Source organism: Pseudomonas sp. C5pp (assembly GCF_000814065.1).
Lineage (GTDB): Bacteria > Pseudomonadota > Gammaproteobacteria > Pseudomonadales > Pseudomonadaceae > Aquipseudomonas > Aquipseudomonas asiatica.
On the sequence record NZ_JWLN01000019.1, the window covers coordinates 94,089 to 113,151 of the forward strand.

11 protein-coding genes are annotated in these 19,063 nt (G+C 64.8%); 9 read left to right on the forward strand and 2 right to left on the reverse strand.

From position 1 onward, the window contains the following. Positions 1 to 97: 97 nt before the first annotated feature. Together phnX and RR51_RS16905 are read right to left on the reverse strand one after the other, a co-directional pair. Complete coding sequence (gene phnX / locus RR51_RS16900) at positions 98 to 925, reverse strand: phosphonoacetaldehyde hydrolase (RefSeq protein WP_015269646.1); 828 nt, start codon at positions 923 to 925, stop codon at positions 98 to 100. Positions 926 to 959: 34 nt separating this feature from the next. Then, entirely contained in the window at positions 960 to 2,066 is a 1,107-nt protein-coding gene (locus RR51_RS16905) for a 2-aminoethylphosphonate--pyruvate transaminase (RefSeq protein ID WP_039614168.1), read from the reverse strand. Positions 2,067 to 2,178: 112 nt separating this feature from the next. Between RR51_RS16905 and RR51_RS16910 the strand changes: the two genes are divergently transcribed. The 9 genes from RR51_RS16910 (at position 2,179) to RR51_RS16950 (ending at position 18,937) form a co-directional block, all read left to right on the forward strand. After that, positions 2,179 to 3,042 (forward strand): LysR substrate-binding domain-containing protein, encoded by an 864-nt coding sequence (locus tag RR51_RS16910; protein ID WP_039614169.1) that lies wholly within the window; start codon positions 2,179 to 2,181, stop codon positions 3,040 to 3,042. 57 nt (positions 3,043 to 3,099) lie between these two features. Then, the gene (locus tag RR51_RS16915; protein ID WP_039614170.1) at positions 3,100 to 4,122 is read left to right on the forward strand and encodes an AraC family transcriptional regulator; all 1,023 of its coding nucleotides are present in this window, start codon (positions 3,100 to 3,102) and stop codon (positions 4,120 to 4,122) included. Positions 4,123 to 4,200: 78 nt separating this feature from the next. After that, entirely contained in the window at positions 4,201 to 8,709 is a 4,509-nt protein-coding gene (locus RR51_RS16920) for an NEL-type E3 ubiquitin ligase domain-containing protein (RefSeq protein ID WP_039614171.1), read from the forward strand. A gap of 120 nt (positions 8,710 to 8,829) precedes the next feature. Then, entirely contained in the window at positions 8,830 to 13,260 is a 4,431-nt protein-coding gene (locus RR51_RS16925; protein ID WP_039614172.1) for a dermonecrotic toxin domain-containing protein, read from the forward strand. Between the two features lie 122 nt (positions 13,261 to 13,382). Beyond that, positions 13,383 to 15,029 (forward strand): acyl-CoA synthetase, encoded by a 1,647-nt coding sequence (locus RR51_RS16930; RefSeq protein ID WP_039614173.1) that lies wholly within the window; start codon positions 13,383 to 13,385, stop codon positions 15,027 to 15,029. 12 nt (positions 15,030 to 15,041) lie between these two features. Beyond that, complete coding sequence (locus RR51_RS16935; RefSeq protein WP_013971831.1) at positions 15,042 to 15,809, forward strand: SDR family NAD(P)-dependent oxidoreductase; 768 nt, start codon at positions 15,042 to 15,044, stop codon at positions 15,807 to 15,809. A gap of 11 nt (positions 15,810 to 15,820) precedes the next feature. After that, positions 15,821 to 17,014 carry an acetyl-CoA C-acyltransferase gene (locus RR51_RS16940; RefSeq protein ID WP_039614174.1) on the forward strand — a complete coding sequence of 398 codons (1,194 nt, stop codon included), beginning with the start codon at positions 15,821 to 15,823 and terminating at the stop codon, positions 17,012 to 17,014. Between the two features lie 8 nt (positions 17,015 to 17,022). Further along, positions 17,023 to 18,150 carry an acyl-CoA dehydrogenase gene (locus tag RR51_RS16945; protein ID WP_039614175.1) on the forward strand — a complete coding sequence of 376 codons (1,128 nt, stop codon included), beginning with the start codon at positions 17,023 to 17,025 and terminating at the stop codon, positions 18,148 to 18,150. A gap of 13 nt (positions 18,151 to 18,163) precedes the next feature. Then, positions 18,164 to 18,937, forward strand: a complete 774-nt coding sequence (locus tag RR51_RS16950; RefSeq protein ID WP_023662690.1) for an enoyl-CoA hydratase — start codon at positions 18,164 to 18,166, stop codon at positions 18,935 to 18,937. Positions 18,938 to 19,063: the final 126 nt, after the last annotated feature.

Consider the following 19,063-nt stretch of genomic DNA (forward strand, 5'->3'; position numbering starts at 1 on the left):
CAGCTCCCACAGGTACGGCGTTGTTCTCAAGATTGTCGCTGGACCTGTGGGAGCTGGCTCGCCTGCGATGGGCCGCAACGCGGCCCCCATGGCCGGGTCAGGATGTTTGCGGCATCTCACCCTTGGCCAGGCGCCGGTTGATGTCGGCGATCACTTCGGGCAGTTCGTTGATGGTGTCGATCAGGTAGTGCGGACGGGAGCCGGCGAACAGGGCGTGGATGCGCTGGCGCTCGCTTTCCAGCTTCTCGGCGCTCAGCGCGCGGTAGCCTTCCCAGGTCAGCCCCAGGGCATTGCCCGAGCACACCAGGGCCACGGTCCACATGCCGGCACGGCGGCCTTCGAGAATGCCCGGCACGGTATCGTCGACCTTCACGCACGCCGCCACATCGTCGATACCCAGCGCGATCACGTTGGCCAGGGCCTGGGCCGGCCATGGGCGGCCGTTCGGGGTTTCGTCGGTGGCCACCACATGGTCGGCCACGTAGCCGTTCTGCGCGGCCAGCTCCACCACCTTGTCCATCACCACCTTCGGGTAGCCCGAGCAAGAGCCGATCTTCAGGCCGTCCTGGCGCAGCCCGGTGAGAGTGTCCAGGGCGCCGGGGATCAGCGCCGAGTGCACGGCGATCTTCTCGATCTGCAGCGGCATGAAGCGGTTGTAGATGGCGGTGACATCATCGTCGGTCGGGGTACGGCCGAACACCTTGCGGTAGCGCTCGGCAATTTCCGGCACATCGCACAGGGTGCGGATGTGGTCCCACTTGCCCATGCCCATCGGGCCACGGGCTTCTTCGATGGACACCTGCACATCGAATTCGGCAAAGGCTTCGACAAAGATCTGGGTCGGGGCGAAGGAGCCGAAGTCGACCACGGTGCCGGCCCAGTCGAGGATGGCGGCTTGCAGCTGGGTAGGGTTGCTGTAGTTCATGTGCGCTTGTTCCTGAAATTGGGTGGGCAAAGGGTCAGATGTCCAGCACTTCCATTTCCCGCAGCACCTCGGCCACGGCATTCACGGCGGCCTGCATGCCGTCCGCTCCGACCACGCCGATGCAGCCGACACGGAAGGTTTCCACCTGGGTCAGCTTGCCCGGGTAGAGGATGAAGCCCTTGGCCTTGACCCGCTCGTAGAAGTCCTTGAACTGGTAGCGGGGATCGTTCGGTGCGTGGAAGGTGACGATGATCGGCGCCTGGATCTCGGCGGGCAGGAAGCTGCGCAGGCCGATGGCGGCCATGCCGTCGAGCAAGGTTTTGCAGTTGTCGGCATAGCGCCGGTGGCGTGCCGGCAGGCCTCCTTCCTCGTTGTATTGCTGCAGCGCTTCGTGCAGGGCAGCGACCACGTGGGTCGGCGGGGTGAAGCGCCATTGGCCGGTCTTGGCCATGTAGGTGTGCTGGTCGTGCAGGTCCATGGCCAGCGAGTGGGCGTTGCCTTCGGCAGCGGCCAGGGCGGTTTTCTCGGCGAACACGAAGCCCATGCCAGGTACGCCTTCCAGGCATTTGCCGGAGGCGGCGATCAGTGCCTCGAAGGGGATGACGCGGGCATCGATCGGCAGTGCGCCGAACGAGCTCATGGCGTCGATGATCAGGCGCTTGCCGTGGCCTTTGACCACCTGGGCGATCTCGGGCAGCGGGTTGAGGATGCCGGTGCTGGTTTCGCAGTGGATCAGGGCGACATGGGTGATGGCCGGGTCGGTGGCCAGCAGGCGGTCGACGTCGGCGGCGGTGGTCGGCTGGTCTTCGGCGGTTTCGAAGGTGCTGTAGGCACGGCCCAGCACTTTGCAGATCTTCGCCAGGCGCTGGCCATAGGCGCCATTGATCAGCACCAGGACCTTGCCGTCACGCGGCACCAGGGTGCCGATGGCCGCTTCCACGGCGAAGGTGCCGCTGCCTTGCAGGGGCACGCAGTGGTGGCTGGCGCTGCCGTCGATGATGGCCAGCAGTTGCTCGCAGACACTGGCAGTCAGTTGGTTGAAGTCGCGGTCCCAGGAGCCCCAGTCCACCAGCATGGCTTGGCGGGTGCGGATTGATGTGGTCAGGGGACCGGGGGTCAGCAGAATCGGGGCGTTGCTCATTCCGTTATTCCTCACAAGCGGTGGGCTGAAACTACGGGGCCTAGGTTGCAATTGGCGCTGTCATCAATCAAATTGTTTGTTGTTATCCGAGCTATAAGTCAGGCCGATAAATATGAACCTGTTTCAGTTGCGTGCCTTCGATGCCGTGGCCCGTGAGGGCAGCTTCACCCGTGCCGCCGCACGCCTGTTCATCAGCCAGCCGGCAGTGACCGGGCACGTGAAGGCGCTGGAGGAGCAATACCAGATCACCTTGCTGCGGCGTACCGCGCGGCGGGTTGAGTTGACCGAAGAGGGCACCCGCCTGGCAGCCATTACCCGCGCCATGTTCAGCCTGGCCGAAGAGGCGCAGGCCATGCTCGAGGCCAACCGCCAATTGCTGACCGGGCGCCTGGAGGTGGCGGCCGATGGCCCGCACCGGGTCATGCCGATGCTGGCGCTGCTGCGCGAGCGCTACCCGGGCATTACCGTCAACCTGCGCCTGGGCAATGCCCAGGAAACCTTGGCGGCATTGCTCAGCGAGCATGCCGACGTGGCCGTGCTGACCGAGATCGAGCCGCGCAAAGGCCTGCATCTGCAGAACTTGTGCGAGTCGCGGTTGTGCGCCTTGCTGCCGGCGGGGCATGCCTGGGCCAGCGGCGAGGGTGATTTGCCGCTGGCTGAGCTGCACCAGCAGATCATGGTGTTGCGCGAACCCAGCTCCACCACCCGGCGCACCTTCGACAAGGCCTGTAGCAAGGCCGCCGTGCAACCTCGGGTGCTGCTGGAGCTGGATAGCCGCGAGGCGGTGACCGAAGCGGTGGCCTCGGAGCTGGGCATTGGCGTGGTGTCGTCCACCGAAGTCGCCAATGACCCGCGGGTAGTGGCGCGCCCGCTGGCCGGTGACGGCCTGGTCAACCAGCACCTGATCGGCTGCCTGGAGCGCCGCCGTGAGCTGCGCCTGATCCAGGCGTTCCTCGGCCTGGCGGCGGGGCTGTGATGGCTGTTTTCAACGGGGCGGCCTAAGATGGCCGGCATTGAGCCGACAGGACCGTTGATGAGCGAGAAAGACACCATTTCCATGCAGCTGGTACGCGAGGCGCTGTTGCAGACCTGCCCCGCTGGCGAGCCCGATATCGGCTTGCTGGCCCGGGCGGGTATCGCCGTCGAACAGCTCCACCTGCCTGCGGCGCGAGTCAGCGCCGAGTCCTATGCCCGGCTCTGGCGCCTGCTGGCGCGGCGCTGCAACGATGAGTTCTTCGCCATGGACCCGCGCGGTCTGCGCAGCGGCAGCCTGGCGTTCATGTGCCGTGCCAGCATGGGCCAGCCGACCCTGGGCGCTGGCCTGGAAACCGCGCTGGCGTTCCTGTCACTGATGCTTGAAGACCTGCAGCCAAGCCTGGTGCGCCAGCAGGGCCTGGCCGAAATCGTCATCAACGAACCGCGTGATACCCCGCGCCGCGCTTTCACCTATTTCACCTTCTGGATGATCGTGCACGGTGTGACCTGCTGGCTGGCCGGGCGACGTATCCCGATCCTGGCCATCGATCTGCGCTGTGCCGAACCGCCTTTCTGCGATGACTACCGGGTGATGTTTTCGGAAAACCTGCAGTTCGAGCGCCCGCGCACGCGCATGATCATCGCTGCCGAATGCCTTGAGCTGCCGCTGCGGCGCAGCGAAGAAGAACTGCAGCGCTTTCTGGCCGAGGCGCCGGGCAACATCCTGGTCAAGTACCGTGACCCGGCCAGCCTCGGGCGGCGCATTCGCACCGACCTGCTGCGCCTGGACCCGGGGCAGTGGCCCGATGGCGACAGCCTGGCACGGCAGTTGTGCCTGTCGCCTTCTACCCTGCGCCGGCGGCTGGCCGAAGAGGGGCAGAATTACCAGGGGTTGAAGGACAGTGTGCGGCGTGAGCTGGCGATTGCCTGGCTGAGCCAGGAAGACGCAGCCATGAGCGAAATCGCCGAACGCCTGGGTTTTGCCGACAGCAGTTCGTTCTACAAGGCGTTTCGCAAGTGGTTCGGCTGCAACCCCGGGCATTATCGAGCGCTGGTCCTCAAGCGCGGTAGTGGTGGCTAAGGGACCACGCCTTCCCAATGCCGGTCGCCACCGCTGGCGAGCATCGTGACAAGTCGATCACTGACCAGGAAATCGACGATGTCTCAACCTGCCTTGCACCCCAAGCTGCTTCACCCCGCCGAAGATTTCATCGCGCAAAGCTTGCCCGCCTGGTTGAAGGCGGCCAAGCCACAGCAGCTTGCCAGGCTGCAACTGCGTTTCAATGCCTATCTGGCGAGCCAGCGGCAGATGGCGGGGTTCGCCAACCGCATGGAGCCCTTGGACCGTTTTGCCAAGCAACTGTTCGAGCGTGCCTTGCGCCAGGACCGCCAGCTGAAACTGCAGGTTGACCTGGAAAAGCTGGTGTGGCGCGAAACACGCGCACGGCTGGATGTGAAAGCAGGGTTGATCCCGGATTACCAACCGTACTTCGTGCGCATGCCGGCCTTGCAAAAGCTGTTGCAGAACTTCAACGCCAACGAGTCCTTCTTCCTCGGCACCGCCTTGACCCTCCCGGCAGCCCCCCAGGCCGAGCAGGTGGTGAGCGAAGACATCGACCGGATTGTCAGCCTGTGCCGCGAGGTGGATGTCGGCAGCGCCTATCAGCGGCACCTGGCGCAGGTATTGACCCCTGACTTTGAACAAGCCCTGACCACCGACCGGCGCCTGGAACTGGCCGTGGCGGTCGAGATCGCGGCCATCAAGCAGCAGTTGGATCCGGAAGACCTGTTGACGCTGCGTATCGCGTGCAAGGATGAACCAGTCGTGATCAAGGGGCCGCTGCAGTTGGAGATCGGTGCGCTGCAGGTCCTTGGCTGCAGGGTAGATGGCGCGCTGGCCGTTGAGTTGATCGAGCAGCCCCGCCATCAGTCAACGTTTCCCTTCGGGGTACCAGGGCGCTTGAAAAGAGTGATCCTGTACACCCCTGACGATCAGGCGCAACCCCTGCGCGCGTTTACCAACTGGGATGAGGCGAACCGCGTCCTGGCCACGGCGTTGGGCAACCAGGACTTTCGGCAGGCATTCGTGCGGCGCATTGCCTTGGGTGATCGCGCCACTTGTGAGCAGGCCCTGGCCACCCGCTTGCAGGATGCACAACCTGACCTGGAACCCCGCAGGGTGTTGGAAGCGGGGGACGGTTTTGCGTCGATGGCCGCCTGGCACATGCAGCGAATCAAGGCCGATGCACGTTTCCTTGCGGTGCCCACCGCCCAGGCCGATGACGCGGCTTCGGAGCAGCGCCTTGACGAGCTCAAAGGCGCCGGCCTGGTATTGCTGAACCTGGCAGGCCTGTTCGTGCCGGTCATCGGGGCTTTGCTGCTGGCGGACCTTGCCAGGCAACTGTTGACCGAAACTTTCGAGGGCGTGCGTGACTGGCAGTTGGGCCATCAGCATGAGGCCTTGGAGCATATGCTTCAGGTGGCCTTCAGCGTGGCAACTACCGGTGCGGTGGTTGTCGGTGTCCACCTGGCCCGCAGTGCATTCGTCGAAACACTGGAGCCGGTTATCACCGAAGATGGCCGGCAACGGCTTTGGCGCAATGAGCTGGCGCCTTACCAGGACACTACGCCACCTCTACAGCTGACGGAGCTCGACAACGGCTTGCTCGCCGAGGGTGAGCGCCATTGGTGGCGGTTGAATGGAGCTTTGTACCGGGTAAGGCAAACCGTCAATGGCGCTTGGCGCTTGCTGCATGCCGAAGGTGAGGCAGCGTTCGGGCCGGTGCTGGAACGCTGCTCTGCGCGTGGCTGGCGGCTGGCTTATGAGCGGCCACTGGAATGGCAGGGCGCCGCGCTGTTGCTCGGGCGGCTTTGGCCGGCTGCGGCCGCGATGGACGCTGTGCGGGTGGAGCAGGTGCTGAAAGTCGCGGATGTCGACGAGGCCTACCTGCGTGGCCTGCTGGTGGAGCGGCGAGCGATGCCAGTGCAACTGCGCGATACCTTGCAGCGCTTTGCCGTGGACGCGCGCGCGCAAGCCTTTTTCAGCCGGCTGGAAGCGGGGGAGGCCGATACCGATTCCGACTTGTGGCAATGGTGCATCGAAAGGCTGCAGCTGCAGGATGAAACCGTCGAAGAACAGGCGCTGTCGATCTGTGACGCGGCAATCGAGTTGCGTGAGGCGATGCTCGAGCATTTCTCCAGGCTTTACCTGGCCGACGACCCGCTGCTGGGATTGATTCAGCGAGACTTCCCGACGCTGCCAGATGCCTATGCCCTCGATGTGCTGGAGCATGCCACCGAGGCTCTGCGCTTGCGCATGCAGGCAGAGTCTCGCCTGCCGCTGGCGTTGGCCGAACAGGCGCGGGTGGCCCTGCAGTTGGCGCGCCTGACCCGCATGCGCGAAGCGTTGTACCTGCAAGGCAGTTATCGGCCCGAAGTGGTGGCGCTGGCCTTTGCCTTGCTGCGTCGGCATGGCCCCGGCGCTGCCGGGTTCAACCTGGTGTTGCGCCGGGACCCGTATGCCGGGGCGGCGATGGAACGGCTGTTCGCCGAGACCGACCTTGAGCAGGCAGTGGTGCTGGTCAGGCGGAAGGGGCGCTTCCAGCTCTACAACGACAGAGGCTTGCCGGATGAGCGTAAGGTCGCCGCCCCCGAGGGGCTGTTCGAGGTTCTAGCCGCTTGCCTGCCCGTGGAATACCGGCTTCGACAGGGGTGGGATGGCGCCGATGCGCCTGCCAGAATTCGCGAGCAGATGCAGGCCTGGCTACCCGGTGACCGGCAGGCCGTGCTGCGTCTGCTCGGCTGGCGGGAGGCAAGGCCCATGGCATCGCCTATGCAGCGTTTGGCCGATGGCCGAGCGGGCTATCCACTGGGTGGCTGCCAGTCGTGCATCGACTCGCCGGAGCGCGTAGTGCGTCAGCGGGTGCGCGCCTTGTACCCCGGTATCGGAGATGTCGGCGTCGAACGCTATGTTCAGAGCCTGGGGGAAATGCGTGGGGGCCTGTTCGAGAATCTGCTGCGTGTGGAACAGGAATACCGCCGCCTGGATGACAGCTTGCTGGCCTGGGTTGAAGAGGGTGCGGGCACCGCCAGCCGCGCACGCCGACGAGTCGCAGATTCGTTGCGGCGTGCCTGGCAGATGCGGAGCGACCGCTCTGCCGGGGCTATCAGCAACGATGCGATGCTCAGCCTGAACATCGTTGCCGTACCGGTGGGCAGCCTGCCTGTGTTGCCGGTCGGGACGGACTTCTCGCACGTATCGGAATTGACCCTGTCATCGCTCCGGCTGGATGCCCTCCCGTCGGGTTTTCTCGCCTGCTTCCCCCGTCTGCTGTGCCTGGACCTGAGCGACAATGCCTTGCTGGCGTTGCCTGCCGGGCTGGAGCGGTTGACCGCCTTGCGCCAGTTGCTGATGCCGCGCAACCGTATTCGTATCTCGGAGCCGCAGGCCAATGTGCTGACCAGTCTGATGCTCTTGCGTTCGCTGGACCTGAGTGACAATCCGCTCGGCGACATCAGGCTACGGTTCGACCAATTGCCCAGCCTGCGGATTCTGCGCTTGAACCGCGCGCAGATGACGGCGCTGCCCACGGGCATGGAATGGTGTGGTCTGTTGGTGTTCGCCGATCTTCGCAACAACCGGATAGCCGAGTTGCCGACAGCCTTGTTCCGGGCCCCGCTGCAGCTGCGCCGTGCCATGCACCTGGAGGGCAATGCCCTGCCAGTGCAGGATATCGAGCGCCTGTATGGCGTCGAACGCCTGCTGGTTTCGCCCCGCCCGCAACGGCACGCCTCGGCCCGGGAAGAATGGCTGCAGACTCTGGACTCAGCGGCGCGGCAGGAGCAGCAAGGGAAATGGGATGCGCTGAATGCCGAGCCCGGCAGCCTGGCTTTCTTCGAGCTGCTCAGGCAACTGACGACCACGGCTGAATTCAGCAAGGCGCCGACCGAACTCAGGTTCAGGATATGGGCAATGCTGGATGCTGCCCATGCCGATACCGCCACGCGCATTGCGTTGTTTGACCTGGCAGCGGAGCCCACCACCTGCGTGGACAGCGTTTCCACCGTGTTCAGCCGCCTTGAGGTGCGCATGCATGTCGAGCAGGCCACCCGCGGCGGCGACCCGATCTCGACCCGCTCGGCACGCCTGCAGTTGGCCAAGCGGCTGTTTCGCGTGCACTGGGTAGAGAGAATCGCCCGGCGCGAAATAGACGCCCGCTACCAGGATGGACGCTGGAGCCGCGGGAACCATGATGAAGAGGAGGTGGAGGTCAATCTTGCCTACCTCAGCGGCTTGGCCCAGCGTCTGGACCTGTTGGGCCAACCTCGCCACATGCAGTTTGGCAGGCTGGCCAACGTGTCGTCGCTGCAACTGGAGGAGGCCTTCAAGGAAGTGCTGGAGGTGGAGGCGGGCGAGCAACGGATCGTGTTCATCAGCGAGCGTGATTTCTGGTTGCCGGTACTGCGGGCAGAGCATCCGGACGACTTCGAAAACCTGGAAACGCAGTTCACCCTGCGGCTGGAAACACTGGACGAGCAAAGGGAGGCCTTGACCAGTGACGAGTACTGGAACCTGAGCAACGCCCTGCGCGATGAGCGCGAGCAGGCCCTGGGCAGCCTTGCTCAGCGCCTTACGCGCGAAGCGTTGATGGTGCCAGAGGCAAAGTGACGACGCTTCACGGGCGGCACGCCTTGTGCCGCCCTGCTTCTACCGCAGGGGTTCCCTCTGCGCAAGTGCCGACAGGTTGCACACCATGCATGGCTTTCGACAGCCATCCAGGGACCTGCCATGACCCGCCAACCACAAGCACCACAGCCCGCCTCTGCATCTTCCAGCCACTTGCACGACGGTTTCATCGGTGACCGGTTGCCTGCCTGGCTCAAGCAGGCCACGCAGAGCCAGATCCGCACTTTGCGCGAAAATCTGGAAGCCCATCATGCCACTCAGGCCCGGTTGCGCGGGATCACCCTGGCGCTGCCGTCACCACAGCAGTTCGCCGAACGGCAATTCGCCAGTTTGTTGCGCGAGCCGCTGCCGGGCGACGTAGCGTTCTGGCAGTTGGAGTGGCTGGAGGTTTCGCATCGTTTCTCGTCCACGCTCGGCGCTGAGCCGCCATTTCCTACGTTCGGGCAACGGCGTGAAAACGGCTTGCTCCGCCTGATGCGCAACTTTGCCGCCAGCAACGATTTCTACCTTGGAACCGGGTTGGTCGCGCCTGGGCAGGAACGGGTACTTTCCCGAGGCACCGAAGAACTGGTCGAGGCTTGCCGCAAACTCGATGCCGGGCGCTTGTATCAGCAGGAACTGGACCGGACATTCGATGCCACGGCTCAGCGCGTCCTGTGTGAAGACAAGCGCTCCGGGCTGCGCCTGGCCGTGCAGGTTGCTGCTCTGAAAGGCGAGATCACCGAACCGGTCAGGGAGGCATTGCATGCCCTGGTGGATAAACCCGCAGATCGGCGATACGCCAGCCTCACGGGCCATCCAGGCCTGTTCGAAGCCCTCGGTTGCCCAGTGGCGGATGGTGTGTGGATTCAACTTCGCGACACGCATGGGCAAACGCAGGGCGGCGTGCTCTACCTGCCCAGCGACCCGGTACAGGCGCTGCGACACTTCGAAAGCCATGCCTCGATCAACCGCGCGCTGGTGGCCGAGCTGCGTCATGAACCCTATCGCCAGGCGTTCAGCCAGTTGATCGGCCTGGATCAGCGTGCCGGGTTCATGCACAAGCTGCAGGCCCGCCTGGCGGATGACCAGCCGGACCTGGAGCTCGATGGCAGCGTGCCACAGCATGACATCTTCCAGGCGCTGGCTGCGCAGCAGACAAACCGGGTGAAGCAGGATGGCCGCCTGTTGCTGGTGCCGACTGCCGACGCCGATGAAGCCGCGTCGCGCGAACGGCATGAGGCGTGGAAGGCCGCCGGCCTTGATGTGCTCAATCTTGCGGGCCTGTTCATTCCGGTGGTGGGTGGCTTGCTGCTTGGGCAACTGGTGGCCCAGACCCTCTCGGAGGTTTTCGAGGGCGTGCAGGACTGGTCGCGAGGCCATCAGCACGAGGCGCTGGAGCACATGCTGGGCGTTGCCGAGATACTGGCGGGCACCGCCGCGACGGTGGCCGGCGTCACCTTCGTGCGCAGCGCGTTCGTCGCGGCGCTGGAGCCGGTAAGGCTCGCCAATGGGGCGGGGCGCTTGTGGGCCGGTGACTTGGCGGTCTTTGCCTCTACACCTGGAACGGTCACCTTGGGCGCGGACGGTGCCTATGCCGATGGAGGGCGCCGCTGGATAAAGGCCGACGGAGTCTTCTACGAGGTTCACCGGCCTGACCCCGATGGTCCCTGGCGTCTGCGCCATCCCGGTCGCGAAGAGGCGTATGGCCCGGTCGTGCTGCACAATGGCGAACGCAGCTGGCGCCTGATGCACGATGAGCCGCAGCGCTGGCGCGACCCTGCGAAAATGCTCGATACCCTTTGGCCGCGCAATCAACCTTTCGATAGCCAGCAGGCGCAGCAGATCTTGCGCATGGCCGGCATCGATGAGGACGAGCTGCGCGGCCTGCTGGTGGAAAACCGGCGAACGCCCGCCAGCTTGCGGGAAACCCTCAGGGCATTCGATGCCGATGCTCGGATCGACACATTCTTTCGCGATCTGGAGCGCGACACTGTCTCCGATCAGGACTTGCAGCTGCTGGCCTGGTGCGAGGCCCGACCGGGCAGTAAAAAAGGGCGTGCCGCAGTGCTTGCGGACCGACCAAGGTCAAGCGACCTGCTGTTCGCTCGGCTGACACGCCTGCCAGAATCGGCGGAGCCTTTGCTCAAGCCGCTGATGGCGCTGGGGTTGCCTGAACCCTATGCGCGCGATCTGGCCGATGGGGCAAGTCACGAGGCCCGTCAGCAGTTCGTCAACAGTGGGCAGCTGTCGCACAGGTTGGCCATCCAGGCCAGGTCGTTGTGTTCGGTGGCGAAGGTGAGCAGGGCGATGGCAGGGCTTTATCTGCCGAGCGCGTATAGCGATGAAACGGGAATGCTGGTGTTGGCATTGCTGAATGTCGAGGCCATGGATGCGTTCAACCTGGCATTGAGAAAAGCTGTTTCCGATGCCGTGGAGCTGAAGCGCATCGGTTCGGTTGCTGACGTGGTCGACCAGCGGGTGCTGGTGCGTGAGCAAGGGGTTTTTGCCCTGTACGACGGGCGAGGCCGAAAACTCGCGATGCAGCCACCTGCGTCCTCGGACGTTTTCCAGGCCGTGCTGGCCGCGCTCAAGTCGCGCAACCTGCTGGGGCGGTTGGGCCTGGCCGAGAACGCCAATGCCGAGCGCCTGCGCGAAAAACTCATGGCGCACCTGGGTACCCACGGGGAAATCGCCCGCATGCTGGGCTGGGCGCCGACGGAACGCTGGTTCAACCCCGGGCAGCGTCTTGCCGATGGCCGCGTCGGCTACCTGCTCAGCGGGCGCGCGGCAGTGCCCACCACGCCCAGGGAACAACTGCGTGCAGGCCTCAGGCGATTCTTCCCTGGGCTGGGCGATTCGCTGGAAACGCAAGTTGATCGCTGGCTGCTACAGAATGTGCCGGTCGCCGATGCGCTCATGGCGCTGCAGGATGATTACGAGCAGTTGAACCGCGCGCTCAATCGCTGGGTGTCCGCTGCGCTGGGTGACACATCGCGGGCGCGGCGTCAGTTGTTCGCCGAACGAATGCTGCGTGCCTGGCAGGCGCTTGGCGACCAAGTGGAGGTCGACAGTGTCGGCAAGCGCCAGGGGTTGCGCCTGGTCCTGAATGACTTGCCAACCGATTCGTTGCCGGTCATGCCTGCACCTATCGATTTCTATCACGTAACCACCCTGGTACTGAGCGAGACGACCATCGGGGTGGTGAACGAGGAGTTTCTGCGGGCATTCACCTACCTGCAGGAGCTGGACCTGAGCCACAACCAGCTGTTGCGCTGCCCGCGCGGGCTTGGCTACCTGATCAACCTGCGTCGTTTGCGCCTGGGGCATAACCGCATCCGCCTGGATGCCCATGCCATCGAAGCATTGAACGGTTTGCCGCTGCTCAGCCATCTCGACCTGAGCCATAACAGCCCGCTGGGGGTGTACGAAATGCGCTTCCATCACTTGCCCCACCTGATCGAGCTGAATTTGCGCCGCTGCGGGCTCAGCGAGTGGCCCAGAGGGCTCGAATTGTGTGGCTTCCTGCAACGAGCCGACCTGCGTGACAATTTCCTGCGGGGGGTGCCTGACGGCGTGCTGGCCATGCCGCTGGAGTTTCGCCAGCGCATCCTGATTGATGGCAACCGCCTGACCATGGCCGATTACGGCAAGCTGTATGCCTTGGAGCCGCTCCTGGAAGAGCCGCAGGAAGAGATCGGCCGAACCTGGTGGGTCGGTTCCGACTCCGCCAGCCATGGGCGCGGCGAGCTTTGGGACCGGCTGAGCACCCGGGACGAAAACGCCCGCCTGTTCGATCTGCTGGAGCTTTTGCAAGGCTTGGCGGACTTCAGCTGGCCCAAGGCTTATCTGCTGCGCATGGGCTGGCAATGCCTGTCGATGCTGGAGACAGACGTCGAGTTCGCTCGCCAGGCGCAACTGGCGGCCGACGATGTTGTGATGGATGACAACGGTGCCATCGACCTGTTCAGCCGACTGCTGCGTCTGCATGCCGAGCGCGACGCGGCAGGCGATAGCGCCCAATCCCGTGGCCCGAGGTTGCTGGCATTGGGGCGCGCCTTGCAACGCCTGGACCGCCTTGACGAGTTTGTCGAGACCGAGCGGCAAAACCTTGAAGGCTTCGCCGAGCCCGCGGTACTGGCGACGTTGGCAATGCGCTACAGGGTACGCTTGCGCACCAGGCTCAGGTTGCCGTTCCAGCCCGCCAGAATGCGCCTCAGGGCGGCAGCTGTAGGGTTGAGCGAGCATCGGCTGCAGGCGGCAGAGGCGGCCGTGGAAAGGGCGAACGTTCTCGTTGATGTAGTCGCAAACCTGTGCACGCGCGCATTCTGGCAGCGTTTTTTGCAACAGCACTTCGCCCAGCCGTTCAATGACCTTGAGCAACTCGCTGCGGAGCAGCGGGCAGCACTTGCGGTAAGGCGCGATGAACTGGGTGAAGCACAGTATCTGAACCAGGAACAGGCTCTGGATGCGCAGCTGCAGGCCGATCGGCTGGCGTTGCAACTGCAACTGACCGAGCACTACGTGATCAGCCTGGAGCGCGCACCGGGCTGATGGCCACCGGCCAAACCGGTCATCCAGTTTGACAACTTAGGCCATTGCCGCGACGCCAGCGCGGCGCGAACATCGTCGGACCGATGGTTCAACTCCAAAAACAAGAAACCAGGAGTCCGACGATGCGCGATTACACCGAGGCCGCTCGTGCGTTCGACCATGGCCAGGCTGCTGCTGCGGCGCTGCATGGCAACCTCGAAGCCCTCAATGCCTGTGTCGAATGTTGCGACCGCCATGCCGGTCAGGGCAAGACCGCACTGGTCTGGGAAGACCGCGAGGGCAACAGCGCGCGCTTGAGCTTCGATCAGTTGCAGGCACTGGCGGCCCGTTTCGCCAATGTACTCGAAGCGCAGGGCGTGGGTGCGGGTGACCGGGTCGCCGGCCTGATGCCGCGTACCCCCGAGCTGCTGGTCACCATCCTTGCCACCTGGCGCCTCGGGGCGGTGTACCAGCCACTGTTCACCGCGTTCGGCCCCAAGGCCATCGAACATCGCCTGGAGCAGTCCCACGCCCGGGTGGTCGTCACCGACAGCCACAACCGCGCCAAGCTGGACGATGTGCACGCCTGCCCGACCATCATCACCGTCAATGCCCGCAGTGGCGAGCTGGACTTCCAGCAGTGCCTGGACAATGCCGCAGACAAATGCGAGCCGGTCATGCGCTCGGGCAACGACCCGTTCCTGCTGATGTTCACCTCCGGCACCACCGGCCCGGCCAAACCGCTGGAAGTGCCGCTGCGTGCCATCGTCGCGTTCCAGGGCTACATGCGCGATGCTATCGACCTGCGCCCCGAGGACAACTTCTGGAACCTGGCCGACCCGGGCTGGGCCTATGGCCTGTATTACGCGGTCACCGGCCCGCTGTCGCTGGGCCATGCCACCACCTTCTACGATGGCCCGTTCAGTGTTGAAAGCTGCGCACGGGTGATCGACAAGCTGGGCATCACCAACCTGGCCGGCTCGCCCACCGCGTACCGCCTGCTGATTGCCGCCGGGGATGACTTCTCGGCACCGATCAAGGGCCGCCTGCGGGTGGTCAGCAGTGCCGGTGAACCGCTCAACCCGGAAGTGATCCGCTGGTTCGCCGACGAACTGGGCGTGACCATCCACGACCACTACGGGCAGACCGAACTGGGCATGGTGCTGTGCAACCACCATGGCCTGCAGCACCCGGTACACCTCGGCTCGGCCGGCTTCGCCATCCCCGGCCACCGCATCGTGGTGCTGGACGAGCAGGGCAACGAACTGCCCGCCGGGCAGCCGGGCATCCTCGCGGTCGACCGCGAGCAGTCGCCGCTGTGCTGGTTCGCGGGCTACCACGGCCTTCCGACCAAAGCCTTCGTCGGCAAGTACTACCTCAGTGGCGACACCGTCGAACTGAACCAGGACGGCAGCATCAGCTTCGTCGGCCGCAGCGACGATGTGATCACCACCTCCGGCTACCGGGTCGGCCCGTTCGACGTCGAGAGTGCACTGATCGAGCACCCAGCGGTGATCGAAGCGGCGGTGATCGGCAAACCGGACCCGGAGCGCACCGAACTGATCAAGGCCTTCGTGGTATTGGCCAGCGGTTACCAGGGCAGCGCCGAGCTTGAAGAGGCTTTGCGCCAGCACGTGCGCCAGCGCCTGTACGCCCATGCCTACCCAAGGGAAATCGAATTCGTCAGCGAGCTGCCCAAGACCCCGAGCGGCAAGCTGCAACGCTTCATCCTGCGCAACCAGGAAGTCGCCAAACAACAAGCGCAACAGGCCACCCCTGCCAGCGCCTGAAAGGAACCGATCATGCAGATAGCCAACAAACACTTCATCGTCAGCGGCGCCGCCTCCGGGCTGGGCGCTGCCACCGCGCAGATGCTGGTCGAGGCCGGCGCCAAGGTCATGCTGGTCGACCTCAATGCCCAGGCCGTTGAAGCCAAGGCCCGCGAACTCGGCGAAAACGCCCGTTTCGCGGTGGCCGACATCAGCGACGAGCAGGCCGCCCAGGCGGCGGTCGATGCGGCCGTCAGCGCCTTTGGCAGCCTGCACGGGCTGGTCAACTGCGCCGGCATCGTCGGTGCCGAGAAAGTGCTGGGCAAACAGGGCCCGCATGGCCTTGCCAGCTTTGCCAAGGTCATCAACGTCAACCTGATCGGCAGCTTCAACCTGCTGCGCCTGGCCGCCGCGGCCATGGCCGAAGGGGCTGCCGATGAGGGGGGGGAGCGCGGGGTGATCATCAACACCGCCTCCATCGCCGCCTATGACGGCCAGATCGGCCAGGCGGCCTACGCTGCTTCCAAGGGCGCCATCGCCAGCCTGACCCTGCCGACCGCCCGCGAACTGGCGCGCTTCGGCATCCGTGTGATGACCATTGCCCCGGGCATCTTCGAAACGCCGATGATGGCCGGCATGACCGAGGAAGTACGCGCCTCGCTGGCCGCCGGCGTGCCTTTCCCACCGCGCCTGGGGCGCCCGCAGGAATATGCCGCGCTGGCCCGCCACATCATCGAGAACAGCATGCTCAACGGCGAGGTTATCCGCCTCGACGGCGCACTGCGCATGGCTGCCAAGTAAGGAGAGCGAACATGACCCTCGCCAATGACCCGATCGTTATCGTCAGCGCCGTGCGCACGCCCATGGGCGGCCTGCAGGGCGACCTCAAGAGCCTGACCGCGCCGCAGCTGGGCAGCGCCGCCATCCGTGGTGCCGTGGAGCGTGCTGGCATCGATGCTGCCAGTGTCGAGCAGGTGCTGTTCGGCTGCGTGCTGCCGGCAGGCCAAGGCCAGGCACCGGCGCGCCAGGCCGCGCTGGGCGCCGGGCTGGACAAGCACACCACCTGCACCACCCTGAACAAGATGTGCGGTTCGGGCATGCAGGCGGCGATCATGGCCCATGACCTGCTGCTGGCCGGTACCGCCGATGTGGTGGTGGCCGGTGGCATGGAAAGCATGACCAACGCCCCGTACCTGCTGGACAAGGCCCGTGGCGGCTACCGCATGGGCCACGGCAGAATCATCGACCACATGTTCATGGACGGCCTGGAAGACGCCTACGACAAGGGCCGCCTGATGGGCACCTTTGCCGAAGACTGCGCCCAGGCCAATGCCTTCAGCCGCGAAGCCCAGGACCAGTTCGCCATCGCCTCGCTGACCCGCGCCCAGGACGCTATCAAGAGTGGTCGCTTTGCTGCCGAGATCGTGCCGGTCGAGGTTACCGAGGGCAAGGAGAAGCGCGTCATCAAGGATGACGAACAACCGCCCAAGGCGCGCCTGGACAAGATCCCGCAGCTCAAGCCGGCCTTCCGCGAAGGCGGCACGGTGACCGCCGCCAATTCCAGCTCGATTTCCGACGGCGCTGCGGCGCTGGTGCTGATGCGCCGCTCCGAAGCCGACAAGCGCGGCCTCAAGCCGCTGGCGGTGATCCACGGCCACGCCGCCTTTGCCGACACCCCGGCACTTTTCCCGACCGCGCCGATCAGTGCCATCGACAAGCTGATGAAACGCACCGGCTGGAACCTGGCCGAGGTCGACCTGTTCGAGATCAACGAGGCCTTCGCCGTGGTCACCCTGGCGGCCATGAAGCACCTCGACCTGCCGCACGACAAGGTCAATATCCATGGCGGCGCCTGCGCCCTCGGCCACCCGATCGGCGCTTCCGGCGCGCGCATCCTGGTGACCCTGCTGTCGGCCCTGCGCCAGAACAACCTGCGCCGTGGCGTGGCGGCCATCTGCATTGGCGGTGGCGAGGCCACGGCCATGGCTGTCGAATGCCTGTACTGAGGTGAACCATGCTGGTAACTGACGAGCAACAACAGATCGCCGACGCGGTACGCGCCTTTGCCCAGAAGCGCCTGAAACCGTTTGCCGAGCAATGGGACAAGGAACACCGCTTCCCCAAGGAGGCCATCGACGAGATGGCCGAGCTGGGCCTGTTCGGCATGCTGGTGCCGGAACAGTGGGGCGGCAGCGACACCGGCTACGTGGCCTATGCCATGGCCCTGGAGGAAATCGCCGCCGGTGACGGCGCCTGCTCGACCATCATGAGCGTGCACAACTCGGTGGGCTGTGTGCCGATCCTGCGTTTTGGCAGCGAGCAGCAGAAAGAACAGTTCCTCACCCCGTTGGCCAGCGGTGCGATGCTCGGCGCCTTCGCCCTGACCGAACCGCAGGCAGGCTCCGACGCCAGCAGCCTGAAGACCCGTGCGCGTCTGGATGGCGACCACTACGTGCTCAATGGCAGCAAGCAGTTCATCACCTCCGGGCAGAACGCCGGGGTGGTGATCGTGTTCGCCGTGACCGACCCGGACGCCGGAAAGCGCGGCATCAGTGCTTTCATCGTGCCCACCGATTCGCCGGGCTACCAGGTGGCGCGGGTTGAGGACAAGCTCGGCCAGCACGCCTCCGACACCTGCCAGATCGTTTTCGACAATGTGCGCGTGCCGGTGGCCAACCGCCTGGGCGCCGAAGGCGAGGGCTACAAGATCGCCCTGGCCAACCTCGAAGGCGGCCGCATCGGCATCGCCTCGCAGGCGGTGGGCATGGCCCGCGCGGCGTTCGAAGTGGCGCGTGACTACGCCAACGAGCGGCAGAGCTTCGGCAAGGCGCTGATCGAGCACCAGGCGGTGGCCTTCCGCCTGGCCGACATGGCGACGAAGATTGCCGTGGCCCGGCAGATGGTGCTGCACGCTGCCGCGCTGCGCGATGCCGGGCGCCCGGCGCTGGTGGAAGCGTCGATGGCCAAGCTGTTTGCCTCGGAAATGGCCGAAAAGGTCTGTTCGGATGCCTTGCAGACCCTGGGCGGTTATGGCTATCTGAGCGACTTCCCGCTGGAGCGGATTTACCGCGACGTTCGGGTTTGCCAGATCTACGAAGGCACCAGCGACATTCAGCGCATGGTCATTGCGCGCAATCTTTGAAGGAGCAGACTGCATGGCATTCGAAACTATCCTGTTGGATATCCACGGCAAGGTCGGCCTGATTACCCTCAACCGCCCGCAGGCGCTGAACGCGCTGAACGCGCAGATCGTCGGCGAGATCAACCAGGCCCTTGACCAGCTCGAGCGCGATCCGAACATCGGCTGCGTGGTGCTGACCGGTTCCGCCAAGGCCTTTGCCGCTGGTGCCGACATCAAGGAAATGGCCGAGCTGCAATACCCGCAAATCTACGTTGACGACCTGTTCAGCGATTCCGACCGCATTGCCAACCGGCGCAAGCCGATCATTGCCGCGGTGTCCGGTTTTGCCCTGGGCGGTGGCTGCGAGCTGGCGATGATGTGTGACTTCATCCTGGCGGCGGACAATGCCAAGTTTGGCCAGCCGGAAATCAACCTTGGCGTGCTGCCGGGCATGGGCGGCACCCAGCGCCTGACCCGCGCGGTGGGCAAGGCCAAGGCCATGGAACTTTGCCTGACCGGTCGCCTGATGGGGGCTGAGGAAGCGGAGCGTGCCGGGTTGGTGGCGCGTATCGTGCCGCAGGCTGAGCTGGTGGAAGAGGCGCTGAAGGTGGCCGCGACCATTGCCAGCAAGTCGATTCCGGTGAGCATGATGGTCAAGGAGAGCGTCAACCGTGCGTTCGAAGTGACCCTCAGCGAAGGTGTGCGCTTCGAGCGGCGGGTGTTCCATGCGGCGTTTGCTACCGAAGACCAGAAAGAGGGGATGGCTGCGTTCATTGCCAAGCGCGAGGCGCAGTTCAAGGACCGCTGATTGGAATCGGCATTGCCGTTGCCGTTGCCGTTGCCGTTGCCGTTGCTTTTGCTTCTAAGCGCACGGTAGCTCAGGCGCCGCCGATTGCGACTTCAGGAGGCCGAGCGAAGGGACTGCGGAGGGAGG

Coding starts and splice junctions, on each gene's coding strand:
- phnX (WP_015269646.1), bottom strand. CDS start 925: ATGAACTACAGCAACCCTACCCAGCTGCAAGCCGCCATCCTCGACTGG.
- RR51_RS16905 (WP_039614168.1), bottom strand. CDS start 2,066: ATGAGCAACGCCCCGATTCTGCTGACCCCCGGTCCCCTGACCACATCA.
- RR51_RS16910 (WP_039614169.1), top strand. CDS start 2,179: ATGAACCTGTTTCAGTTGCGTGCCTTCGATGCCGTGGCCCGTGAGGGC.
- RR51_RS16915 (WP_039614170.1), top strand. CDS start 3,100: ATGAGCGAGAAAGACACCATTTCCATGCAGCTGGTACGCGAGGCGCTG.
- RR51_RS16920 (WP_039614171.1), top strand. CDS start 4,201: ATGTCTCAACCTGCCTTGCACCCCAAGCTGCTTCACCCCGCCGAAGAT.
- RR51_RS16925 (WP_039614172.1), top strand. CDS start 8,830: ATGACCCGCCAACCACAAGCACCACAGCCCGCCTCTGCATCTTCCAGC.
- RR51_RS16930 (WP_039614173.1), top strand. CDS start 13,383: ATGCGCGATTACACCGAGGCCGCTCGTGCGTTCGACCATGGCCAGGCT.
- RR51_RS16935 (WP_013971831.1), top strand. CDS start 15,042: ATGCAGATAGCCAACAAACACTTCATCGTCAGCGGCGCCGCCTCCGGG.
- RR51_RS16940 (WP_039614174.1), top strand. CDS start 15,821: ATGACCCTCGCCAATGACCCGATCGTTATCGTCAGCGCCGTGCGCACG.
- RR51_RS16945 (WP_039614175.1), top strand. CDS start 17,023: ATGCTGGTAACTGACGAGCAACAACAGATCGCCGACGCGGTACGCGCC.
- RR51_RS16950 (WP_023662690.1), top strand. CDS start 18,164: ATGGCATTCGAAACTATCCTGTTGGATATCCACGGCAAGGTCGGCCTG.